This window comes from Pandoraea faecigallinarum, assembly GCF_001029105.3.
Taxonomy (GTDB): Bacteria; Pseudomonadota; Gammaproteobacteria; order Burkholderiales; family Burkholderiaceae; genus Pandoraea; species Pandoraea faecigallinarum.
This window is the reverse complement of record NZ_CP011808.2, coordinates 167,019-187,338: the sequence shown is the minus strand read 5'-3', so window position 1 is coordinate 187,338 and position 20,320 is coordinate 167,019. Positions and strand designations below refer to the sequence as shown.

Sequence of the window (20,320 nt, the reverse complement as noted above, 5' to 3'; positions counted from 1 at the left end):
GCAAACATGAATGAACTCAACGAAACCGACTGTTTCCCGCTGCGGGTCGTACGCATACGTTCGAACGGCAAACGTGACTACGACCCCATCGCCAAGCGGCGACTGGTCGAGCTATGCCGTCGGCCGGGCGTGTCGATTGCCCGGCTGGCGCTTAAGAAGCTCTAACAAAATGATTTCCTGAGATGGCGCCAGCAGATGATGCAACCAGCCATTTTCAGGAAGGCTTCGTGAATGATTGCGAGGCGCTCGAAGCGGACTCGCAATCGCTTGAAGTTGTGCAGCCACGCGATCGTTCGCTCGACAACCCAACGCGTCTTGCCAAGACCGCTGCCGTGAGGCTCGCCGCGGCGAGCAATCTCGGTGGCGATGCCGACGGCGTGCAGGGGCTTGCGGTACTTGTCGTGGTCGTAGCCGCGATCACCCTGAACGATGTGCGGTTTAGACAAGGGGCGACGGCGCTTGCCTCGAATCGGAGGAATCGCCTCGATCAGTGGCAGCAGTTGGGTAATGTCGTTGCGGTTGGCGCCCGTGAGTATCAGCGACAGTGGAATGCCTTGGGCGTCGGTCAGGACGTGGTGCTTTGAACCTGGTCGCGCGCGATCTGTGGGGTTAGGTCCTATTTTTGACCCGACCCCACTGCCCGGATAGAAGAGGAATCGACGACTACACGAGACCAGTCGATGCGATCGGCCGCACGGAGCTTGGCCAGAAGTACCTCGTGCAGACGATCCCAGACGCCAGCCTTCTGCCAGGCATGTAGCCGTCGCCAGCAACTCATGCCTGAGCCGCAGCCCATTTCCTGCGGCAGCATTTCCCAAGGGATGCCGGATTGCAGAACGAACAGGATGCCCGTGAGCACGGCACGATCGTCCAGCGGCTTGCGCCCGGGATAGCGGGCGCGCCGAGGCTTCGGTGGCGGCAGCAGTGGCTGGATGATTGCCCACAGTTCGTCGTCGAGTATTGGTTTGGCCATGTCCTTTGCGCAGCGATGACTGCGCAAAGGTTAACAAAAATCACTTTGAGTTAACAGCCCCCGTAAACTCATTTTGTTAGAGATTCTAAGGCCCAAATCAACGCCAACCAACTGCGCAAGTTGATTCGTGAGCACAAACGGGGAGGTGCCGTTATGACGCCCGTCACCGAGCCTGTGACCTCGACATTCGTACCGATCGCCTGCACACCACCCGCTATTACGATTGAGTCCTCTGCACCTGAGCCGCAAATCATCGCCAGCGTGCATGTGCGTCTGCCCAATGGCGTGCAGCTCGATCTCGAGAAATCAGATCTGGCCCAGTTGACGGCGGTTATCGAGATGCTCGGGAGGTTGCCGTGTTCCGGTTCGACGAAGCGCTAAAAGTGTACCTGCACCGCGAACCCGTGGACTTCCGTCAGAGCATCAACGGTCTGTCGATACGGGTGGAGCAAGCCATGCGCCTGAATCCGATGGCCCCGGCGCTGTTCGTGTTTGGTAATCGGCGGCGAGACCGCATCAAGATTCTTGGCTGGGGCGGCAACGGCTTCTGGTTGCTGATGAAGCGACTCGAGGCCGACCGGTTCATCTGGCCCGGGGGCGATGACGTCGTGACGCTCAGTATCGAACAGCTGCACTGGTTGCTCGAAGGAATCGATCTGTCCGTGATTCAGAAACATCCTCAGCGCCATTACCTGCGCATGAGCTGAACGTCGCGCTTACCGCGTGGTCAAACTGGCCATGCCAGAAAACACCATCATGCTCAGCGCCGCAGAATATCAGGCGCTGATCGCCGCCAGTGCCGAGCGCGACGCCTTACGAGGCGAGCTTCGGTTCGTGACGGCGCAGCGTGACCTCGCACAGGAGAAGCTTCGCGCCTACAAACACGAACTGTTCGGCGCATCGAGTGAAGCCCGTCATGCCGACCAACTCGGTCTATTCAACGAAGCCGAGTCGCTGGCCTCAAGCACTGGCTCCGCGCGCGAAGAATTGCCGGGCACAACCGTCACCGCCCCCACGCGCAGCAAACGCGGGCGCAAACCGCTCGATCCAAACCTGCCGCGCGAAGTCGTTCGACACGAACTGCCCGCATCTGAGCAGTTCTGCTCGCACGATGGCCACGCCCTAGTGGTAATTGGCGTCGAGACGAGCGAACAACTGGATGTGATTCCCGAGCAGGTTCGTGTGATCCAGCATCAGCGCGTCAAATACGCCTGCCCATGCTGCGATCTCGGCGTCAAGGTCACGCCAGCACCGACGCGGATTATCCCGCGCGGGCTGCTTACCGAATCGGCGCTCGCCTGGATCATCACCGGCAAGTACCAGTACGGCATGCCGCTGTATCGGCAGGCCACGCTGCTGCGCCGCTTCGGCGGCGATATCTCGTCGAATACGCTCGCCGCCAGTGTCGTGCGCGTGGGTCTGGCTGTGCAGCCCGTGATCAATTTAATGCGCGACACATTGCTCGAGTCAGACTTGATATATGGGGACGAAACGACGTTTCAGGCGCTAAAGGAAGCCGGCCGACGACCACAGGCAAAGAGTTATCTCTGGGCGCAGGTCAACGGCTCGGGCCCACCCGTGCGAATGTTTTCGTACTCACCGGGGCGGGGTACTCAGCACGCGCAGCGACTCTATGCTGGTGTGCGGACCGGCGCTGCGCTGATGTCTGATGGGTACGAACTTTACAACGGCATTGCGCGTGAGCATCAACTCGTGCATCTCGGATGCTGGGCGCACGTGCGCCGAGGCTTTATCAAGGCTGAAGAGTCAGTGCCGAAAGCCTCCCGCACACCAGACTTGTTGGCCACGCGTTTCGTTGCGATGATCGCCAAGCTGTTTGCTGCAGAGGCCCGCAGCACAACATGGGCCTGCGAGCGACGTCAACGCCTGCGCTCCCGCTACAGCGCTCGCGTACTCGCTGTGCTCGAGCAAATGCTTACCGAGCACCTGCCCGGCGTTGTGCCATCGAGTCAGCTTGGACGAGCCTTGCAGTACATGCACGGACAGTGGCCCAAACTGGTTCGTTACGTAGAGAACGGCGCCTGGCCGATTTCGAATAATCTCTGCGAAAACGCCATCCGCCCGTTTGTCATCGGACGCAAGGGCTGGCTGTTCGCGGATACCGTTGCTGGCGCTCAAGCCAGCGCGAACCTGTACTCACTCGTTCAGACCTGTAAGGCAAACGGTATCGAACCGTATCGATACCTGGTCTGGCTATTCAAGACGTTGCCGCTCGCTACCACGGCTGATGACTACGCAGCGCTTACCCCATGGAGTATGCCTGCTCTGACCGAACCTTGAGGGGCGTCGTTATTTGAGCGCTTACGCAGTATCACCTGCGGACCCAACGGAAGATGCGTCACTCACGCTTTTCCAGCACGAAGGGAGCTCGCAATAAGATTGCTGACGCGGTTTCGATTCACGAGCGACCACCTGAAGCAGCCGACCGTGCGGTACCGGGGCATTGGGAAGGAGATCTCGTCAGTGGCGCCAACAATACTCATGTCGCCACTTTGGTCGAGCGGCGATCGAGGTTCGCCATCATCGTCAAGGTAAAGGGGAAGGACACGTTGAGCGTCGTGGCGGGCCTGAAGCGCGAGGTTAAGCGGTTGCCGCAGCATCTACGCAAGTCGCTCACCTGGGACCGAGGAATGGAACTGGCGAACCACAAAGACTTCACGATCGCCACGGATGTGAAAGTCTACTTCTGCGACCCGCGAAGTCCTTGGCAACGCGGCACCAACGAAAACACGAACCGACTCCTGCGTCAGTACTTGCCCCACGGTACGCAACTTGATCAATACTCGCAGGCGGAGCTGAACAAAATTGCAGCGCGGCTCAATGAAAGGCCCAGAAAAACATTGGGCTTCATGTCTCCGGCCGATAAACTACGCGAGGCTGTTGCAGCGACCCATTGAACCTACCACGGCATACTTCGCGAAGGGGTCGCGGTGAAGTATGCATGGATCGACGCTCACCGCGACCAATGCGACGTAAGCCGTCTGTGCCGAGTGCTGAGGGTCTCGCGCAGTGGCTACTGCCAATGGCGGGTACGGCGGCCAAGCGAGCGGCGGCAGCGGCAGGCGGCCTTCGATGACGAAGTCGCCCGTCTGCACGCGCAGAACCGCGGCTGCTACGGCCGTCCAAGACTGGTCAAGGCGCTGGCCGCCCAGGGCATGAAGACGAGCGCAGAGCGCGTGCGCCGCAGCTTGATACGTCAAGGTTTGCGGCCGGCATACCGGCGGGCATGGCAGACGACCACAGACTCGGCTCACCGCTTGCCGGTGGCGCCGAACCTGCTGGCGCGACGCTTTGATGGATGGGGGCCGAATCAGGCGTGGGTCGCGGATATCACGTACCTAGCGACGGACGAAGGCTGGTTGTATTTGGCGGCCATTCTGGACCTGGGAAGCCGGCGCATCGTTGGGTGGTCGATGTCCGAGCGCATCGATGCCAAGCTCGTGTGTGCGGCGCTGCGCTCTGCGCACGGGCAACGTCGGCCGCCTCGGGGCTTGATTGTACATAGCGATCGCGGCGTGCAATACGCGAGTTGGTCGCACCGCGCGCTTGCTCAGGGGTACGGGATGGTCATGTCGATGAGCCGGCGTGCCAATGCTTGGGATAATGCGCCGATGGAGAGCTTCTTCAAGACGCTGAAAGTCGAGCAGACGTCGCGATGCCGCTACGAAACACGAGCCCAAGCAAGACTGGATGTGATGAACTGGATCGAAGGCTTTTACAATCGTCAACGCATCCATTCATCGATCGGGTACCGCACGTCGTGTGATTACGAAACGATGCTACAAGCGGCGTGAGTTGCTGTACGTGAAAACGAGGCAAGGTCAGTGGATTCATGCCTCGGCTTCGGGTTACCTCCTTAAGTTGACAGCGACCTGGCGACAAGACTACAACGACTTCAGACCGCATAGTTCGCTAGGCGATTTGACTCCGGGTGAGTTCCGACTTGCCCACCTTGAAGGCGGAAATCTCTAGGCCAAAGTGCTCGGTTATCCGGGGGGAGGTCGGGAGCTTGGCCTCTTCTCGTTTGGAATGGGGAACGCGACTTTGAACGGCGAGGGCAGGTTGGCATGAAATAAATCATCATTCGATGCTATAATCGTGCCATTGAACTGTTGACGAGGTGAACCGTGCGAACGACTTTGGCTCTTGACGATGATCTTTTGGCAAAGGCTCAAGCCTTCACCGGCTTGCAGGAAAAATCAGCGCTGATCCGTGAGGCACTCAAGGCGCTGATCGAGCGCGAAAGCGCCCGCCGCTTGGCTCGTTTGGGTGGGACCGAGGCTGACCTTGGTGACATTCCTCGACGCCAAACGGAGCCTGCATGATTCTGGTCGACACGTCAGTTTGGATTGATCATTTACGATCAGGTGATGCTGCACTCGTCCAGTTGCTTGAGAGTGGACGAGTGTTGGCGCATCCGTATGTCATCGGAGAGCTTGCGCTGGGTAGCCTGAAGAATCGCGACATCGTGATTTCAACGCTGGGCGATCTACCTCGCGTCACAGTTGCCACCGATGACGAGGTGTTGCGGTTCGTCGGTGAGCAAGCGCTCTTCGGTTTGGGGATCGGCTATGTTGATGTCCATCTACTTGCCGCAACTCGTCTGACTCCGGGAGCCGCCTTGTGGACTAGAGACAAGCGTCTTACTGCGACGGCCGAACGGCTTTCGTTGGCCGCGAAAATCTTGCACTAAGATACCCTAACAAAATGATCGTATGGGGCTGTTAACTTGGCGAGATCTTTATTAACCTTTGCCCAGTCTCTTCCACGCAAAGGTCATGGCAAAACCCATTCTCGACGACCCACTCTGGGCGCTCATCGAACCGCTGCTTGCGCGCCCAGTTTCCGAGGCTCGCCATCGGCACCCCCAAACGGCGTGCCGCCTCATTGTGTCCCACCGAATTTGCCAGTCTTGCCGCCTCCACCCGGAACTCATCCGTGTAGCGACGATTCGGTACCCCTTTTTCGCCCATACCCACCTCCGTTCAACAGATTATCCAACTTCTCTGCTGTACGTCGTTTCGAGGCAAGGTCAGGACGTTGTTCGCTGCTCCAGTAATCGCGATGCGCCGGGCGAACGCGTACGGCCGCGAAACGGGACTGCAGCGCTGCGTTGCTCCCTTCTCGCCACGTGACGTTCTGGTAAGCATCGTCAGGCAATCCCATGGCCAGCGCCTTGACGCTCACCGGTTCGTGACCCGGACCGCGGCGCAGTAATTGGGCCGGCTTGCCGCGTCCACCCCATGGTTTGGGCGGCAGCGGCGTGACTCCAGGCGCCCGAACGCTCGTGCCAGAGCGCACGCCCACCGCATAAAGCAAGCCCAACTTGGTCGAGCCGTCACGGAAAGCCGTTTCGTCTCCATACCCGGCATCGGCCAGCACGACCCCAGCAGGAATCCCCGATTCCACGGCCTGCCGAAGTTGCGTCAGTGCAATCTGCGGCTTGGTTGCAAAGACAAGATCTTCCGAGCGGGCGAGTGAACGGCTTCGCTCGCTCATCGTCGGGCTCGCCGCCGAACGGCTTGTCGCTGGCCATTCTTCCTGCGGAGCCTAACCGGGGCAGGGTAGGGCCGGAGCAGAGGAGGAGGCTCGCCCGGCGTTGGTGCCGGACGATCGCGCCAATAGGCACGGCTGCTGTAATTCCTTCACGCCCCTCTTCGGCGGTAACGGCGGGGTACCGCGCGCTAACCCGTTTGAGAGCGGCTATGCAAGGCGGCTGATCACTTTGTAGGGGCGACGCGTCGCGATATCGTCACCGTTGCTCCAATGATTAAGAATCACTAACAAAATGAGTTTACGGGGGCTGTTAACTCAAAGTGATTTTTGTTAACCTTTGCGCAGTCATCGCTGCGCAAAGGACATGGCCAAACCAATACTCGACGACGAACTGTGGGCAATCATCCAGCCACTGCTGCCGCCACCGAAGCCTCGGCGCGCCCGCTATCCCGGGCGCAAGCCGCTGGACGATCGTGCCGTGCTCACGGGCATCCTGTTCGTTCTGCAATCCGGCATCCCTTGGGAAATGCTGCCGCAGGAAATAGGCTGCGGCTCAGGCATGAGTTGCTGGCGACGGCTACATGCCTGGCAGAAGGCTGGCGTCTGGGATCGTCTGCACGAGGTACTTCTGGCCAAGCTCCGTGCGGCCGATCGCATCGACTGGTCTCGTGTAGTCGTCGATTCCTCTTCTATCCGGGCAGTGGGGTCGGGTCAAAAACAGGACCTAACCCCACAGATCGCGCGCGACCAGGTTCAAAGCACCACGTCCTGACCGACGCCCAAGGCATTCCACTGTCGCTGATACTCACGGGCGCCAACCGCAACGACATTACCCAACTGCTGCCACTGATCGAGGCGATTCCTCCGATTCGAGGCAAGCGCGGTCGCCCCTTGTGTAAACCGCACATCGTTCAGGGTGATCGCGGCTACGACCACGACAAGTACCGCAAGCCCCTGCACGCCGTCGGCATCGCCACCGAGATTGCTCGCCGCGGCGAGCCTCACGGCAGCGGTCTTGGCAAGACGCGTTGGGTTGTCGAGCGAACGATCGCGTGGCTGCACAACTTCAAGCGATTGCGAGTCCGCTTCGAGCGCCTCGCAATCATTCACGAAGCCTTCCTGAAAATGGCTGGTTGCATCATCTGCTGGCGCCATCTCAGGAAATGGTATTGTCAGGTTGTTTAGTTGAAACCGAGCCAAGGCACCATGGCAGAAAACGACGCTCGTTATGCCGCCATACGGGCGGAGCAAGCCCATTCCCAGCTCGCGAAAGCCTGGGTGCGCACCGCGCGTTTATGCTCGGCGTTGCGGTGATAGCGACAGCCCATGAACAGGTTCGACACCTGACCATGGACTGAGGCGAAGCGCTGCAATTGGCGTGTCGACTTAAAGCGACGCATCACTTTCTCCCGCACCCGCGTAGGCTGATGCGAATTCTCCGCCCGGTTGTTCAAACCTTTATGCTGGCGGTGTTCGACGCTTAGCCCGAGCTCGCGGTTGGCCGCTGCATAGCTGCGCAGTTTATCCGTGACGATCGCGCGCGCGCCGCCATGGCGCTTGAGCAGGCGGCGCATGAGCCGTTTGGCGGCGGCCGTGTCGCGACGGCTTTGCACCAGCACCTCAAGCAATGCGCCGTGCTCGTCGACCGCTCGCCACAGCCAATGTTTTTTGCCGTGGATTGTCACCACCACCTCGTCAAGATGCCATTTGTCGCCGCGCCTCGGGGACGTCGATCGAATACGCCCGGCGATGGCCAGACCGAACTTCGTCGCCCAGCACCGTACCGTCTCGTAGGTCAGCTCAATCCCCCGCGCGGCCAACATTTCCTCGACCATGCGTAGACTCAGCGGAAACCGATAATACAGCCACACCGCATAGCTGATAATGTCAGGCGGAAAACGGTAGCCTTTGAACGAGATCGCCGCGTCGCTCGAGCGCTGGGGGTGACTGAAAATTTTTTCATGTCGCATTCTATCCTTCCGCCTCCCCCATCCGAACAACCTGACAATACCTGACGTAGGTCTCATCGACGCGCCAGCTCCGGCCCACCCCACGCTTGCGTTTGCGAAACGCATTTTTTAAGCAGCGGCACGAGCTTGATGACCCAGCGGGGCACGCTCGAATGATCGACCTCGACGCCCCGCTCGGCCATCATCTCCTCAAGGTTAGGCAGGCTCAGCGAATACGCCACATACCAGCGCACGCATAGCAGAATCACATCCAGTGGATAATGCAGCCGCTTCAGTACCTTGCCAATGCCTGCGGGAAGCGTCTCACGTGGTGTCTTCTTCGTCCTGGCCATCGTGTTCGTCACCGGTGTCAGGCTGACGATTTTACCGCAGTACTTAATGCGACACTGCCCAACTGGCAGGGCGTCGCCGCGCAACGCCGTAGCCAGGAGAGAACGGCCGCCTGAAATCTATTCGTTGAGGCGACAACTCGCTTGAAAATTTCCGGTTTGGCCGCGCACTTCATCGACGGGTTGCCGGCGCTCGAAACCGCAGAGTCTACCTGACTACCCCTATTGCGACGGAACCAGACAAAACCTTGCTGACGCCTTGCTCTCAACTCCGGCGCTATCTGCTGAAAAATCCGCGGTTTACATTCGCAAGCTCATCGGCTTCTGCGGCGTGCCCACGCATCCTCGCTAACCTATAGGGCATTACGGCTTCCGCGTACCGACCCGCTGCCACGAGGCCGTCTGCGAGCATCCGATAAGCGCGTTCGGCCTCTCGTGTAAGACCCGCCCGCATGTAGAAGCGTGCGGCCTCCTCGTACTGACGATCCTGCATGCACACGGTCGCGATCCTCTGGTAGGCTTGCTGGTCGGTCAGGCCAGCAAGCCTATAGGCTTCTAGGCTCTGCTCGTAATGACCAGTGCACACATACTCGTCTCCGCGATCCGAGTAGATTTCTGTAGCCTTATCGGCCCGCCCCGCGTGCGTATAGACTGCGGCGAGCTTCCAGGTGGCTTTCGCGGCGTCGTCGGTCTGACCTGCTCGTTTATAGAGTTCTGCGGCCGTCTTGTAGGCTTCTATAGCCCCCCAGTACTCGTTATCCCGTAGGTAGGCTTCTGCCGCTTCTACGAACGCTCCTGCGGCTTGCACGGTTAGAGGCGCTTTCAAGTAGACTTGGGCGGCCTCCTCGTACATTTCCGCGGCTTTCGTGTGCCGATTCTCCCCCATGTAGAGGCGGGCGGCCCTCATATAGGCTTCTGCAGCCAAGTGGTGCTTTCGATCTCGATTAAAGGTTTTTGCGGCCTCCATGTAGACATTTACCGCCTTGTCGAGCTGTCGATCCAGCATGAAGGATTTTGCGGCCGCGTCTTCGGGCCAGGCGGAAACGACGTGTGCCTCGAATTTCGCTTCACGCAGTTCCATCCCCGCGGGCGTCAAGCGCCAAGCCGCGAAGACGGTCAAGTTGGCGCTCGCAATCTCGTCTGCTTCGCTGACTGTGCTCCCCTCCTCCCAGATAATCGCGTAGCCACTGTCTGGATCAAATTCGCGATTCCAATGGTGCTCTAGCATAACGCTGGGCGGCCCCTCCCCGGACTTCGGCAGGTCGCACTTGATGCAAACTTTTCGACCGCCGATGCTCGCAACGTCGATGGCGCCATAACCTTTAATGACCTCGCGCGTCGCGCCTGGGCCCGACTGCGTGAGCGCCTCGAGCATTCTCCGTCGCATGACATCGTCGGTAAATGTGACGTTAATCCAAGCGATCACCGCGTCAGCCATTCTCTCTACTAATTCCTCCGCGATGATCTTAAAGTCCTGCGCGGTGAAGTCCCGGGCAGCGAAATCCTCGGCGGTGAAGCCCTGACCCTTCAAATCAACCTCTTGGAGCAACGCACAAATTTCCAAGGGTAGACGCACTTTTCCAAGCGCGGCTCGATTAGCGCTCCTCCATTCGTGCAACGCCTTATAGGCCTTATCGACCTGCATGTAGGCATTGCCGACCTGCGGGTCTGCCGATCGGTTAGGCATGTCTATCGTGATGTGGTCAGGCTCCGAAAGTAGCTCACGGCGCAGGTCAAGCTTCGCCTGAGCGGACAACGCTGTTGCATCTGGAGTGGGCTGCGTGCTGCGTATGAATATTTCGCCATAACGAAGGCCCTCCGTGGGAATCGGACGCCCCCATTTCACCTCGCGATCGCTCAGGAAGCGCTGGTAATGGCGTTTGCGGAGCGCGTTCCCGCGCGTCCTGAATTCCTCCAGCGCATTCTCCGCCTTCGAATCCCATGGGTCCAACCGCTGAGAGCCATGAATTAGCTCATTGTTGTGAGACACCATGGCCTGATGCAGACGATACTCGGCCATGCCATTACACCATCTCTTCCGGCTTTGCTGCGCGGAGACGAAAACTGCGTCCGCCTCGAACTCCGCAAGGCCAACGAGCCCTGGGCGGGCGGGCGCTTGCCCCGCCCCAGGATTACGCTCGTCGATCACAATGCCTTGCGCCCCCAGGGTGAGCTTGAACCACTGGATTAGGCGTCCGAACAAATTGGGGGTAGCCGGCACCCCGTGTGCGCTCTTAAGCGCATCAAGCGCACCAGGCTCGTTGCGCTCACGCACCGCAGCGTACATATCCCTCGCCTGGATCACCCAATTCTGGTCCGCCCCAAAGCACCTGACGGCGCTGTGCCATAACCATGAATCGCCGCGCTTGGCCGAAAACGTCACCGCGACATCTACCACTCTCACCAAGGCTGGAGCCGACTCATACTGGGACTTCGCCTCCACGTATGTCGTCGTCTTATGGAAGCGGACGTTGGTGCCGTCGATGCGCACATCGACGGCTTGTTGAAACACGCATTGATTCGAACGCACCTCGCCCAGCGCGGCGTCCGCTTTTAAGACAGCGTCACGTCCGAGCTGGCTGGCGATGACTTCGGCCTGTAGGGAAGCCACCTCCCGCGGCACACGGGCCGTCGCGAAAGCGTGCTCGATCTCCTTGGCCAGCGCCCGCACGAGGTCGCGACCGTATAAGCGCAGATGGGGATCCTGAATCGCTCCGTTTGACGCGTTGAACGCCGTGCCGAATGGCTGCCCATTGACCGTTAGCATGATTGTGGGACCCGCAGGCCTCGCGGGTGGCGCATCGTCGCACGGCTGCAAATAAAGTTGCGCCACACGTGTGCAAGCGTGCTCATAGGGCGCCGGCGCGAGCTCAAACTGGTGCTCCAGCGCTTTGACGAACGTCGCGCTCTGGCCGCACAACGCCTTGGTCACGGTCATGCTGCACATCCTAACCCTCTTCTTACTCGGTAGCGCGCCTTGGCGCGGGCGTCACTCGGTCACTCGTTCCTGCGAGAGGCCGCACGCGACTTCCATTTTGCGACGGTGCGCTCGTCGGTGAAGGCGCGACGGGTGAGGCGCTGTCGTGCTAAGCACGGCGGGTATTTTGCTGTCATTGTCGGCCGCCTCGGCCAGGCCACTATCGGGTGAACACCTGAAGTGTGCGCCGTCGCCGACGGCCGCACAGGGCTATCGCACGAAGGAATTACCCTTTAAAATTATAGGATTAAGATTTCGCTTGTAAACTCTGCGGCGAAGTCGTTTACTTTTGTCTTTTGCGCGGCGAAAGAGGCACAGGGAAGTCCTCAATATTGAAGAAGCTTTTGGTGATCTGAGCGATCCGCGCAGCAGAACGCCGGTGCATGGCCTGACGGAGATGCTACTAGTGGCGCTGTGCGCCATTCTCGCCGGCGCAGACAGCTGGGCCGGGATCGAGCTATGGGGGCAGGCGAAGCTGGACTGGCTGCGCCGTCATGTTCCGCTGAAGAACGGCATTCCGTCGCACGATACCTTCGGGACGTATCGCTTTCTCGAAAACCGGCAGCCACTTGATCACCCAGCGATGAATCGTCGAGCCGTCCACCGTCGCGCCTCGCTCGGCCATCATTTCCTCCAGATCTCGCGAGCTCAGCGAATATGCTACGTACCAGGGCACGCACTGACACATAACCTCCAACGGGTAGTGCAACCGCTTCAGGACCTTGGCGATGCCTGCGGGCAAGGGCTTTCTCGGCGGTTTGGCTGCGCGCTTCATCGACTGGGTTCCTGGCGCTCGAAACCTTGGAGTCTGTCTGACTACCCCTATTGCGACGGAACCGCATAAAGGGTTGAACAACCGGGTGGAGAATTCGCATCAGCCGACGTGAGTGCGGGAGAAGGTGATGCGCCGCTATAAGTCGGCACGCCAGTTGCAGCGCTTCGCCTCAGTCCACGGTCAGGTGTCAAACCTGTTCATGACGTGCCGCTATCACCGCAACGCCGAGCATAAACGCGCGGCGCGCACCCAGGCCTTCGCGACCTGGCAATGGGCTTGCTCCGCCCGCATGGCGGCGTAAGGGGCGTCGCTCCCTACACCGCACCTGCCATGGCGCCTTGGATTGTTTTCAACTAAACAACCTGACAATACCCCGTTGCGTCATCTGCGGGCCGACGCCCTGGTCCGGCCCTTGGCGAGGACCGCCGTCGGTGGCTTCAGCCACTCGGCTGGCGGACGGCTCGTGCCTGTTCCACCGCCATGAGATGCTTCTCGGGCGCGTGCCCCGTATCGTAGCAGGCTGCCGCCTTCTGGTAGTACTCTTCCGTGCGCCAGGGCCACTTGCCAATCGCCTTGTAGAGCTCGGCGCAGTCTCGGTAGTAATCACCTGCCTCCTCATGCTTATAGTCCTTCTCCAGGAATTCGGCGCCGAGCTTATACATTATTGCCGCTTGCTCCGTGTACGTCCGAACGGAGAATTCTTCTTTTTCTCCGTGCTCCTTGTATTCAGCTGCAGTATCCAAGTAGGCCTTGGCGGCATCTTTGAAAGCGTCTGCCGCCTGCGAGTTATATCCGCTTTTCCCGAGGACGCAGCCGACCGCGTGTTTGTTTTGGGCGATCTGACTCAGCCAACCCTGGTTCCGGTAGCAATTTTGCGCCTGCTGGTAGCTTGCGATGGCAAGCGATGGGTTGTTTGCCTTATTGGAGTATTGCCAGCCCGCGGACGCGAAGTAGTCCCCGGCCTTCTGGAACTTCCAGTGACTGTGCGACATTTGCCCGGGGCCCATTGGCTCGTCTGGGTTCAGCAGGGCGGCCTCTTGGACGAGAAGCACCTTAGCGGCCAGATAATACTGGTCATGGCGGCCGAAGAACTGGGTAAACTCGTTGCTGATTTTATGGTCTTCCACCGCTGCCAGCAGCCTCTCCTGTGCGGCGGGTGCCATGCATGTAGCCATCGTCTCCAGTGCCTCCTCGCGGGAGCCTGGAATGTGGTCAATGGGCTGCTCCCGTTTTTCGGCCTCCTGGAGAAAGAGCAGAGTGGTGTAGTCCTCCCGGCACTTTTTGAGTTCTCCCTTGTGAAAGAGCACGTCGCAGATTTTCTCGATAATGGTGGTGTTGGCGATGTCCCTATGGAGGTTCTCGACGGCCACCTTGTCCTTGAAATTCAGGGTCTTCAGCGCGTCTACGACTTTTTGGTCGAGCGGTCTCACCCCGACAGCGTTCGTGAAGCTGGAATTGACCTGGGGCAGAGCAGTATCGAAACGCATAGTAAGTCCTTTGCAAAAGCGTGAGTGATGTGATGGTGACGCGGCGGCATGCTGCTAGCGTGATCCTGACGATACCTGGTGCCACCGGTGGCGCACCTCAGGTCAAGGCCTGAACGTGAGCGGTGAGCCTGCTCACCCCCAGGGCTATCGCACGAAGGAATTACCCTTTGAAATCATGGGATTAAGATTTCGCTTGTAAACTTTGCGGCGAAGTCGTTTACTTTTGTCTTTTGCGCGGCGAAAGATGCCCAGTGAAGTCCTCAGTATTGAAGAAGCTTTTGGTGATCTGAGCGATCCCCGCAGCAGGACGCCGGTGCACGGCCTGACGGAGATGCTGCTGGTGGCGCTGTGCGCCATTCTCGCTGGCGCAGACAGTTGGTACGGCACCGAGTTATGGGGGCAAGCGAAGCTGGACTGGCTGCGTGGCCATGTTCCGCTGAAGAACGGTATCCCGTCGCACGATACTTTCGGGCGAGTGTTCGCGGCGCTCGACCCCGAGCAATTTGAAGCCTGCTTCGTGCGGTGGATGAGCGGCCTGTGCCCGGCACTGGCGGGTCAGGTGGTCGCCATCGATGGCAAGACCGTACGTGGCTCGCATCAGCGCGGCGAGCGCGCCATCCATCTGGTGTCGGCCTATGGCAGCGGCCTGGGTGTGGTGCTCGGGCAAGTGCGCACGGCCAAGAAGAGCAACGAGATTACCGCCATCCCGGAGTTGCTCGATGCGTTGCGGCTCAAGGGCGCGATCGTCACCATAGACGCCATGGGCTGCCAACGCCATATCGCCACCCGGATCGGGGCCGCCGGCGCGCACTACGTGCTGGCCGCCAAGGAGAATCAGCCAACCTTGCTGGCGCGCCTGCGCCATGCCTTCGACGCGCTCGGGCGCTTTGTCAACGTCGGACTTAATTTCCTCAGAATCGTCGAAGTAAATTTCCCCACCCTGTGTATTTGCGGTGATCAGCCGCTGAATGGATCAGGTGAGCTCTTTCGGGGGCGACCCGGGCGTCGGTTAGCAGGTTCGACCGGTGCCGGCTTTAGGGCGGATGGTCGGTTGCGCAGGTGGTCAGGCAGGAGATCGGCATGCTCCCGCAGCCGGTACGACGAACCTTCAATCTGGACAACAATCGCGTGATGCAGCAACCTGTCGAGCAGCGCCGCTGCGACGACTGTGTCACCGAAGACCTCACCCCATTCGCCGAAGCTGCGATTGGACGTGAGGACGATGGCGCAGCGCTCGTAACATGCGTTGACGAGCTGGAAGAACAAGTTGCCCCCGTTGGAGCCGATCGGCAGATAGCCGATCTCGTCAACGATGAGCAGGCTGTTGCGTGCAAGAAAGCGCACACGCTGGGCGAGGTTGCCTTCGCGTTCGGCCTTCGCCATCGAATTGACGATTTCTGCCAGTGAGCCGAAGTACACGCTCTTGCCGGCGCGCACCGCTTCGACACCTAGTGCAATGGAGAGGTGTGATTTGCCAGTTCCTGGCGGCCCGAGGAAGTGGACCGTCTGGCGTCGTTCAATGAACTTAAGTTGCGCAAGCGTCATGAAGCGATCGCGATCGAGACTCGGCTGGAAGCTGAAGTCATATCCGGCGAGCGTCTTGACGGTGCCCAGCCTCGCTGTCTGCAGCGCCATGCGGATGCGCCGCGTCTCGCGCGTCGTGAACTCCTCGCCCAGCAACGTCTCCAGTACTTCGAGCATCGAGCTGTCGCCCTGTTCGAAACGCTTCAAGGTGGCATCCAGCGCTTCAAGCGCACGCGGCATACGCAAGCCAACGAGGTAACGCTGTATCCGTTCGACGGTTGAGGTTGGAACGCTGTTCATGCGCGCCTCCCGGCATCAGCCAGACGCCTGGCCACCTGATCGTAAAACGACAGCGGCCGACGTCCGACACCAGTCGTGCCCGACGATACGTCGCGCGCCGCCTGCTGCCTGCGCTGGCCCGCGCTCCGATGGCCAGGCAGCAACGATGTTCGTCGCCAGCCTTCCAGCACGGGGTGCACTGCGAGCAGTTCGCCGTCCTCGTAGATGCGGATCTCGTGAGCCAGACTATGGACGTCGAGCGTGCGTCTGCGGGTGCGCTCGGGCACGCTATAGTAGTTGCCGCCGACCGAGACCAGACCTTCGTGGCTCACGCGCCGCTCGAGTCTGATGACGCCATTGAAGGCGCCGGCCGGCAACACCTGGAGCGCGGGGCGTTCCTCCCGGAAGTGCTGCATGACAACGCGATGCGTCGTGCCGTGTACTCGTGAGTTGGCCACCGTGTCGAGCCGGTTGCGCAACTGGCGGTTCAGATCGGCGAGATTCTGGAATCGTCGCGCGAGGAAGAAGTCCTGCCGGATATAGCGATAGGGGCGTTCGACCTTGCCCTTGGCCTTGGCGCGATACGCCTTGCACGCACGCGGAGCGAAACCATAGTGCTGTGCAAACGCGACCAGCTTCGCGTTGTAGACGATGTGCTTCTCGACTTCGCCCAGCACCGCTGCCTTCATGCGGTCGTACAGCACTTCGCGTGGCACACCACCAATGTGCTCGAACGCTTCCATGTGGCAGCGCAGGACGGTCTGCAGGTCCTGATGTTCGACGAAACGCCCCCACAGATAGCGGCTGTGCCCGAGCACAATCGAGAACAACCAGATTGAGCGTCGCTGCCCCGGTACATCGTCGAACTCAACATTGAAGTGTGCGAAGTCTACCTGCGCCTGGTGGCCAGCTGGAGTCTCAAAGCGCACCTCGAAGCCACGCTGTCGCGGTGGCCGGACTTCCCGAACCAGGTCGCCCAGAGCTGTTCGACCGCCTGCGTAACCCATGGCCTGAATCTCCCGCAGCAGCCGCTCGATGCTCAGGTCCGGGTACTCCCGCACACGCTCGGTCACATAGTGAACGAACGGGTCGATGACGCAGGGTCGCGGTGCACGTGGACCGTAACGCGGCGCCTGCACACCACCTTTGATGTATTTGCGAATGGTCTTGCGGTCCATACCCAGTCGAGCGGCGATGGCCGAGATGCTCAGCCCCTGCCGGTGCAATTCCAGAATCGTCATAACCTCTCCCAGCTCGATCACCGACACCCCCTCGACGGATCCGTAGTGGGATATGGTCGGTGATCGGGAGGGCGCCGCCGCTTACGCGGCGGCGCCAGACAAAAACTGGGGAAAATTACTTCGACGAAAATGAGGAGTATCTATCCGACGCTGACACACAGCGCACTGAACTACCTTGCGCCGTCAGAGTTTGCGGCGAAACATCGGGCAACCGCGGATGCTCCTGCCGCTTTCCAGGAGCTGGTTTAAAGGGACTTTGCTAGAAGCCCATTGGCCCGATTGAAGGGGGCAGGTCAATACTGCGCTTGAACCCGGTGGCGCACACGATCGTGACAGACCAACTGCCTCGCTATCGAGCCAACTGCGTCGCTACCGAGCAGCCATCAGCCGACGCGCGAGCGCGGGGAGCGGCGCGAGCCGGGCGCGGGCGGCGAAGCCGGGGGACAGCGGCGGTCGGCGGCCGCCCACCTCAGGTATTCACCTGAGGGCGGCCGGCAGCCCCTTCATCCACACTCTCACCCCGAGATCACTCACGCGTTGGCCGCGACGGCGCGTAGGGTGCGCCGAGGGACGAGCCGCAGCGCGGCTTAAGGGCACGCGGGGCGGCGCCGGCTCCAGCATACGTGCGGGCTGAGCGTGAAACACCGGGTGTATCGCGGCTTGCGCTCCCGGGGCGGCGCGTTCGCGTCCACACATGTGACGTTGGCACGGGTTGGCAGCGCGCCGTCTGTGTCGACGGCCCAGGGTTCGTCCCGGTTGTTGGGGTGCCGCGCGCACGACACGCATTGCAATACCGAGTCGAAACGCGCGCTGCGCGGCCCCCGCGACTGGGCAAAAGGTTTGCCCCGCACGCCTCGCAGCGTAGAGCCGTGGTTTTCTATTTCTGCCAACGGGTTGGTCCGTTAACCGAACAATCTGGCGGTCGGCATTCGCGCCCGCCGCCTGGGCTCAGAGGCGTTCGATGCCTTTTGAGTGGCACGGGAACCCGGAAATCCGGGAATCGGGGACGGGCGGCGAGCAAGGGTCTCGATTAGCGTCCCCCTGGGGGTTCAAGGAGCTTTATCATGAACAGTCTCGCAGCCTTACTTCACCGCTACACCCAGTGGGGGCCTCACGTATCCGAAAAACGTCGTGAGTACGCCGAGCAGGCGCTAAAGGACGTTGATTTCAGTCGGCCAGAAGCCATTGTGGCCGCCCTTGGAGACATCATCCAAATGGGCCGGATGGACCGGTTCTGCGACCGTGTCTTTCACGGCAATAGAAAAACCGTGAGTCTGCTCATCTTCAGCATTCTGTCCCTTCACAACCAGGCCAAGGCACGGGAGTTTTCCGGTGCCGTGACGCAGCTGAATGAATGTCTTGAGCAACTTTTTCGGGGAACTCTCAAGGAAACTCCGGTAAGCGTCCAGGAGTCGCTCGCGAAGCTGGTGCAATTGACTCAGGCAGGCGGTGAAGGTACCCACCCAAGCCGTGAGGCGCTCGTAAGCACGCTGGCGCAATGGCTGGGGGCCTCGGGCAAAGCCGACCTGCTGCGAAGCATTGAAGAACCCGGGGTAACCAACGAATTTACCCTCTTTCTTTCTGATCAAGACCGGTGGTCACTGGCGTACACGGTGGCCACGGCACAAGGCTCGGAGTGCCGCAGCCAAGGCGATGAATACGCCCGCCAAGGGAAGGAGCGGCTGGCCGACGTCGCCAACACAGAGGCTCGCAAGGCGCTTAAGACGGCGGCATGGGCCCGCGAGTACACCGCAATCAACTATACGCTCGAGGGTCAGTACGCCCTGGCTGCAACCGCCTACCGACAGCGCGCAGACGCCTTGGAGGGGGCCGGCGAGGATATGAAAGACGCACTTGCACGAACCTACCTGCGGGCTGGATATAACCACGCGAAGGCAGGGTTGAATGCGCAGGCCATCGCAGACTATGTGAAGGCCGAAAAGCTTTACAGGAAGCTCGAGAAGCCGGAGGACGTCGCAGTTTGCCTATTCGCGATAAACGAGCTTGAGGTATCGAGCAAGCGAATACTGGCTCCCCCGCGCAGGTCGCAGTGAGCCGCCTCGGATTTGAACTGACCCCCGAGAGTTGGACACGACCTTGGAGGTTCCGTGAGGAAATTCGATGTAAAGTTTAAAGAGAAAGTGGTTCGCGAGTACCTTGCTGGCAAAGGGGGCTATAAGCTCCTTGCGGCGAGAGGTGGCGCCACTTGTTTGGACAGGGTCCTGCGATTTTTAAGTGGAACCTGAAGTGCCCTCGGAAACTGGACAGTTTAAAACTGGAGAGGGGCTGCCTCTTTGGGTTGTACTGACCACTTTTGGACGAACTCGCTTGGGGTCAGATGGCCGAGCGAGCTGTGGGGACGATGATGGTTGTAGTCGTGCTGCCAAGCCGTCATTTTTTCTCGGAGGGGTATTGTCAGGTTGTTCGGATGGGGGAGGCGGAAGGATAGAATGCGACATGAAAAAATTTTCAGTCACCCCCAGCGCTCGAGCGACGCGGCGATCTCGTTCAAAGGCTACCGTTTTCCGCCTGACATTATCAGTTATGCGGTGTGGCTGTATTATCGGTTTCCGCTGAGTCTACGCATGGTCGAGGAAATGTTGGCCGCGCGGGGGATTGAGCTGACCTACGAGACGGTACGGTGCTGGGCGACGAAGTTCGGTCTGGCCATCGCCGGGCGTATTCGATCGACGTCCCCGAGGCGCGGCGACAAATGGCATCTTGACGAGGTGGTGGTGACAATCCACGGCAAAAAACATTGGCTGTGGCGAGCGGTCGACGAGCACGGCGCATTGCTTGAGGTGCTGGTGCAAAGCCGTCGCGACACGGCCGCCGCCAAACGGCTCATGCGCCGCCTGCTCAAGCGCCATGGCGGCGCGCGCGCGATCGTCACGGATAAACTGCGCAGCTATGCGGCGGCCAACCGCGAGCTCGGGCTAAGCGTCGAACACCGCCAGCATAAAGGTTTGAACAACCGGGCGGAGAATTCGCATCAGCCTACGCGGGTGCGGGAGAAAGTGATGCGTCGCTTTAAGTCGACACGCCAATTGCAGCGCTTCGCCTCAGTCCATGGTCAGGTGTCGAACCTGTTCATGGGCTGTCGCTATCACCGCAACGCCGAGCATAAACGCGCGGTGCGCACCCAGGCTTTCGCGAGCTGGGAATGGGCTTGCTCCGCCCGTATGGCGGCATAACGAGCGTCGTTTTCTGCCATGGTGCCTTGGCTCGGTTTCAACTAAACAACCTGA

At 60.1% G+C, this 20,320-nt stretch carries 17 protein-coding genes and 9 pseudogenes; 15 read left to right on the top strand and 11 right to left on the bottom strand.

Annotated features, from left to right (window positions below; translation table 11 throughout):
- Positions 1-6 precede the first annotated feature (6 nt).
- On the top strand, positions 7-165 hold the full coding sequence (locus tag AB870_RS26630) for a hypothetical protein (protein WP_335645739.1): 159 nt from the start codon (positions 7-9) through the stop codon (positions 163-165).
- On the opposite strand, the gene AB870_RS25950 is transcribed toward AB870_RS26630, so the two are convergent.
- Positions 162-973, bottom strand: a protein-coding gene (locus AB870_RS25950; RefSeq protein ID WP_157112514.1) for an IS5 family transposase whose coding sequence is annotated in 2 segments (ribosomal slippage) — positions 162-619 and positions 619-973 — 813 coding nt in all. Because the reading frame shifts where the segments join, the coding sequence is not laid out codon by codon here. The genes AB870_RS26630 and AB870_RS25950 overlap by 4 nt on opposite strands.
- A gap of 153 nt (positions 974-1,126) precedes the next feature.
- Between AB870_RS25950 and AB870_RS26625 the strand changes: the two genes are divergently transcribed.
- The 8 genes and pseudogenes from AB870_RS26625 to AB870_RS23815 all read left to right on the top strand — a co-directional run bounded on the left by AB870_RS26625 (position 1,127) and on the right by AB870_RS23815 (position 5,687).
- Positions 1,127-1,354 (top strand): hypothetical protein, encoded by a 228-nt coding sequence (locus tag AB870_RS26625; protein WP_157112517.1) that lies wholly within the window; start codon positions 1,127-1,129, stop codon positions 1,352-1,354.
- The gene (gene tnpB, locus AB870_RS23840; protein WP_047909134.1) at positions 1,330-1,680 is read left to right on the top strand and encodes an IS66 family insertion sequence element accessory protein TnpB; all 351 of its coding nucleotides are present in this window, start codon (positions 1,330-1,332) and stop codon (positions 1,678-1,680) included. Before AB870_RS26625 ends, tnpB begins: the two co-directional genes overlap by 25 nt.
- A 31-nt stretch (positions 1,681-1,711) precedes the next feature.
- Positions 1,712-3,274, top strand: coding sequence for an IS66 family transposase (tnpC, locus tag AB870_RS23835; protein WP_047909433.1), 1,563 nt, complete (start codon positions 1,712-1,714; stop codon positions 3,272-3,274).
- A 32-nt stretch (positions 3,275-3,306) separates the two neighbouring features.
- Positions 3,307-3,891, top strand: a pseudogene (locus AB870_RS23830) (IS30 family transposase); the annotation flags it as partial.
- A 9-nt stretch (positions 3,892-3,900) separates the two neighbouring features.
- A pseudogene (locus tag AB870_RS23825) lies at positions 3,901-4,788 on the top strand (IS3 family transposase); the annotation flags it as partial.
- Positions 4,757-4,966: an integrase core domain-containing protein gene (locus AB870_RS27600; RefSeq protein ID WP_418304021.1), complete on the top strand. Its 210-nt coding sequence runs from the start codon at positions 4,757-4,759 to the stop codon at positions 4,964-4,966. The pseudogene AB870_RS23825 and the gene AB870_RS27600, both read left to right, overlap by 32 nt.
- Positions 4,967-5,121: 155 nt before the next feature.
- On the top strand, positions 5,122-5,319 hold the full coding sequence (locus tag AB870_RS23820; RefSeq protein ID WP_047909377.1) for a type II toxin-antitoxin system VapB family antitoxin: 198 nt from the start codon (positions 5,122-5,124) through the stop codon (positions 5,317-5,319).
- Positions 5,316-5,687, top strand: coding sequence for a type II toxin-antitoxin system VapC family toxin (locus tag AB870_RS23815; protein WP_047909376.1), 372 nt, complete (start codon positions 5,316-5,318; stop codon positions 5,685-5,687). The genes AB870_RS23820 and AB870_RS23815 overlap by 4 nt, the downstream gene beginning before the upstream one ends.
- Before the next feature lie 130 nt (positions 5,688-5,817).
- On the opposite strand, the pseudogene AB870_RS26620 reads toward AB870_RS23815, so the two are convergent.
- Both AB870_RS26620 and AB870_RS23810 read right to left on the bottom strand, forming a co-directional pair.
- Positions 5,818-5,967 (bottom strand): annotated as a pseudogene (locus tag AB870_RS26620) (transposase); the annotation flags it as partial.
- Positions 5,968-6,025: 58 nt separating this feature from the next.
- Positions 6,026-6,508 (bottom strand): annotated as a pseudogene (locus tag AB870_RS23810) (transposase); the annotation flags it as partial.
- 346 nt (positions 6,509-6,854) lie between these two features.
- Between AB870_RS23810 and AB870_RS25935 the strand changes: the two are divergent.
- A protein-coding gene (locus AB870_RS25935) for an IS5 family transposase (protein ID WP_157112515.1) occupies positions 6,855-7,675 on the top strand; the annotation gives its coding sequence in 2 pieces (ribosomal slippage) (positions 6,855-7,203 and positions 7,203-7,675; 822 coding nt in all).
- Positions 7,676-7,716: 41 nt separating this feature from the next.
- Here AB870_RS25935 and AB870_RS23795 read toward each other — a convergent pair.
- The 3 genes and pseudogenes from AB870_RS23795 to AB870_RS23785 all read right to left on the bottom strand — a co-directional run bounded on the left by AB870_RS23795 (position 7,717) and on the right by AB870_RS23785 (position 11,727).
- Entirely contained in the window at positions 7,717-8,460 is a 744-nt protein-coding gene (locus tag AB870_RS23795) for an IS6 family transposase (protein WP_047909369.1), read from the bottom strand.
- Between the two features lie 40 nt (positions 8,461-8,500).
- A pseudogene (locus AB870_RS23790) lies at positions 8,501-8,792 on the bottom strand (IS6 family transposase); the annotation flags it as partial.
- 274 nt (positions 8,793-9,066) lie between these two features.
- A complete protein-coding gene (locus tag AB870_RS23785) occupies positions 9,067-11,727 on the bottom strand; it encodes a soluble NSF attachment family protein (RefSeq protein ID WP_047909375.1) in 2,661 nt (886 codons plus the stop codon).
- 436 nt (positions 11,728-12,163) lie between these two features.
- Here AB870_RS23785 and AB870_RS27235 point away from each other — a divergent pair.
- Positions 12,164-12,244 (top strand): annotated as a pseudogene (locus AB870_RS27235) (hypothetical protein); the annotation flags it as partial.
- Positions 12,245-12,304: 60 nt separating this feature from the next.
- Here the strand turns inward: AB870_RS27235 and AB870_RS26610 are convergent.
- Positions 12,305-12,541: pseudogene (locus AB870_RS26610) on the bottom strand (IS6 family transposase); the annotation flags it as partial.
- 64 nt (positions 12,542-12,605) lie between these two features.
- Between AB870_RS26610 and AB870_RS23775 the strand changes: the two are divergent.
- A pseudogene (locus AB870_RS23775) lies at positions 12,606-12,842 on the top strand (IS6 family transposase); the annotation flags it as partial.
- Between the two features lie 136 nt (positions 12,843-12,978).
- On the opposite strand, the gene AB870_RS23770 reads toward AB870_RS23775, so the two are convergent.
- Positions 12,979-14,028 (bottom strand): hypothetical protein, encoded by a 1,050-nt coding sequence (locus AB870_RS23770; protein ID WP_047909373.1) that lies wholly within the window; start codon positions 14,026-14,028, stop codon positions 12,979-12,981.
- Between the two features lie 244 nt (positions 14,029-14,272).
- Here AB870_RS23770 and AB870_RS25925 point away from each other — a divergent pair.
- Positions 14,273-14,893 (top strand): annotated as a pseudogene (locus AB870_RS25925) (ISAs1 family transposase); the annotation flags it as partial.
- 92 nt (positions 14,894-14,985) lie between these two features.
- On the opposite strand, the gene istB reads toward AB870_RS25925, so the two are convergent.
- Both istB and istA read right to left on the bottom strand, forming a co-directional pair.
- Positions 14,986-15,852, bottom strand: a complete 867-nt coding sequence (istB, locus tag AB870_RS23760) for an IS21-like element helper ATPase IstB (RefSeq protein WP_047909198.1) — start codon at positions 15,850-15,852, stop codon at positions 14,986-14,988.
- Positions 15,849-17,072 carry an IS21 family transposase gene (gene istA / locus AB870_RS23755; RefSeq protein ID WP_047909371.1) on the bottom strand — a complete coding sequence of 408 codons (1,224 nt, stop codon included), beginning with the start codon at positions 17,070-17,072 and terminating at the stop codon, positions 15,849-15,851. The genes istB and istA overlap by 4 nt, the downstream gene beginning before the upstream one ends.
- 1,064 nt (positions 17,073-18,136) lie before the next feature.
- On the opposite strand from istA, the gene AB870_RS23750 reads away from it, so the two are divergent.
- On the top strand, positions 18,137-19,126 hold the full coding sequence (locus AB870_RS23750; RefSeq protein WP_047909370.1) for a hypothetical protein: 990 nt from the start codon (positions 18,137-18,139) through the stop codon (positions 19,124-19,126).
- 215 nt (positions 19,127-19,341) lie between these two features.
- Here AB870_RS23750 and AB870_RS27595 read toward each other — a convergent pair whose 3' ends face one another.
- Positions 19,342-19,467: an integrase core domain-containing protein gene (locus AB870_RS27595; protein WP_084664311.1), complete on the bottom strand. Its 126-nt coding sequence runs from the start codon at positions 19,465-19,467 to the stop codon at positions 19,342-19,344.
- Positions 19,468-19,522: 55 nt separating this feature from the next.
- Here AB870_RS27595 and AB870_RS23745 point away from each other — a divergent pair, with 55 nt between their 5' ends.
- Positions 19,523-20,266 (top strand): IS6 family transposase, encoded by a 744-nt coding sequence (locus AB870_RS23745; RefSeq protein ID WP_047909369.1) that lies wholly within the window; start codon positions 19,523-19,525, stop codon positions 20,264-20,266.
- Positions 20,267-20,320 lie beyond the last annotated feature (54 nt).

What these genes read in the sequence shown, in the direction of transcription:
- AB870_RS26625 (WP_157112517.1), top strand. Translation starts at nt 1,127, where the DNA reads ATGACGCCCGTCACCGAGCCTGTGACCTCGACATTCGTACCGATCGCC.
- AB870_RS23745 (WP_047909369.1), top strand. Translation starts at nt 19,523, where the DNA reads ATGCGACATGAAAAAATTTTCAGTCACCCCCAGCGCTCGAGCGACGCG.
- AB870_RS23770 (WP_047909373.1), bottom strand. Translation starts at nt 14,028, where the DNA reads ATGCGTTTCGATACTGCTCTGCCCCAGGTCAATTCCAGCTTCACGAAC.
- AB870_RS27595 (WP_084664311.1), bottom strand. Translation starts at nt 19,467, where the DNA reads ATGACGGCTTGGCAGCACGACTACAACCATCATCGTCCCCACAGCTCG.
- istA (WP_047909371.1), bottom strand. Translation starts at nt 17,072, where the DNA reads ATGACGATTCTGGAATTGCACCGGCAGGGGCTGAGCATCTCGGCCATC.
- tnpC (WP_047909433.1), top strand. Translation starts at nt 1,712, where the DNA reads ATGCCAGAAAACACCATCATGCTCAGCGCCGCAGAATATCAGGCGCTG.
- AB870_RS26630 (WP_335645739.1), top strand. Translation starts at nt 7, where the DNA reads ATGAATGAACTCAACGAAACCGACTGTTTCCCGCTGCGGGTCGTACGC.
- AB870_RS23750 (WP_047909370.1), top strand. Translation starts at nt 18,137, where the DNA reads ATGAACAGTCTCGCAGCCTTACTTCACCGCTACACCCAGTGGGGGCCT.
- AB870_RS23785 (WP_047909375.1), bottom strand. Translation starts at nt 11,727, where the DNA reads ATGACCGTGACCAAGGCGTTGTGCGGCCAGAGCGCGACGTTCGTCAAA.
- istB (WP_047909198.1), bottom strand. Translation starts at nt 15,852, where the DNA reads ATGAACAGCGTTCCAACCTCAACCGTCGAACGGATACAGCGTTACCTC.
- AB870_RS23815 (WP_047909376.1), top strand. Translation starts at nt 5,316, where the DNA reads ATGATTCTGGTCGACACGTCAGTTTGGATTGATCATTTACGATCAGGT.
- AB870_RS23795 (WP_047909369.1), bottom strand. Translation starts at nt 8,460, where the DNA reads ATGCGACATGAAAAAATTTTCAGTCACCCCCAGCGCTCGAGCGACGCG.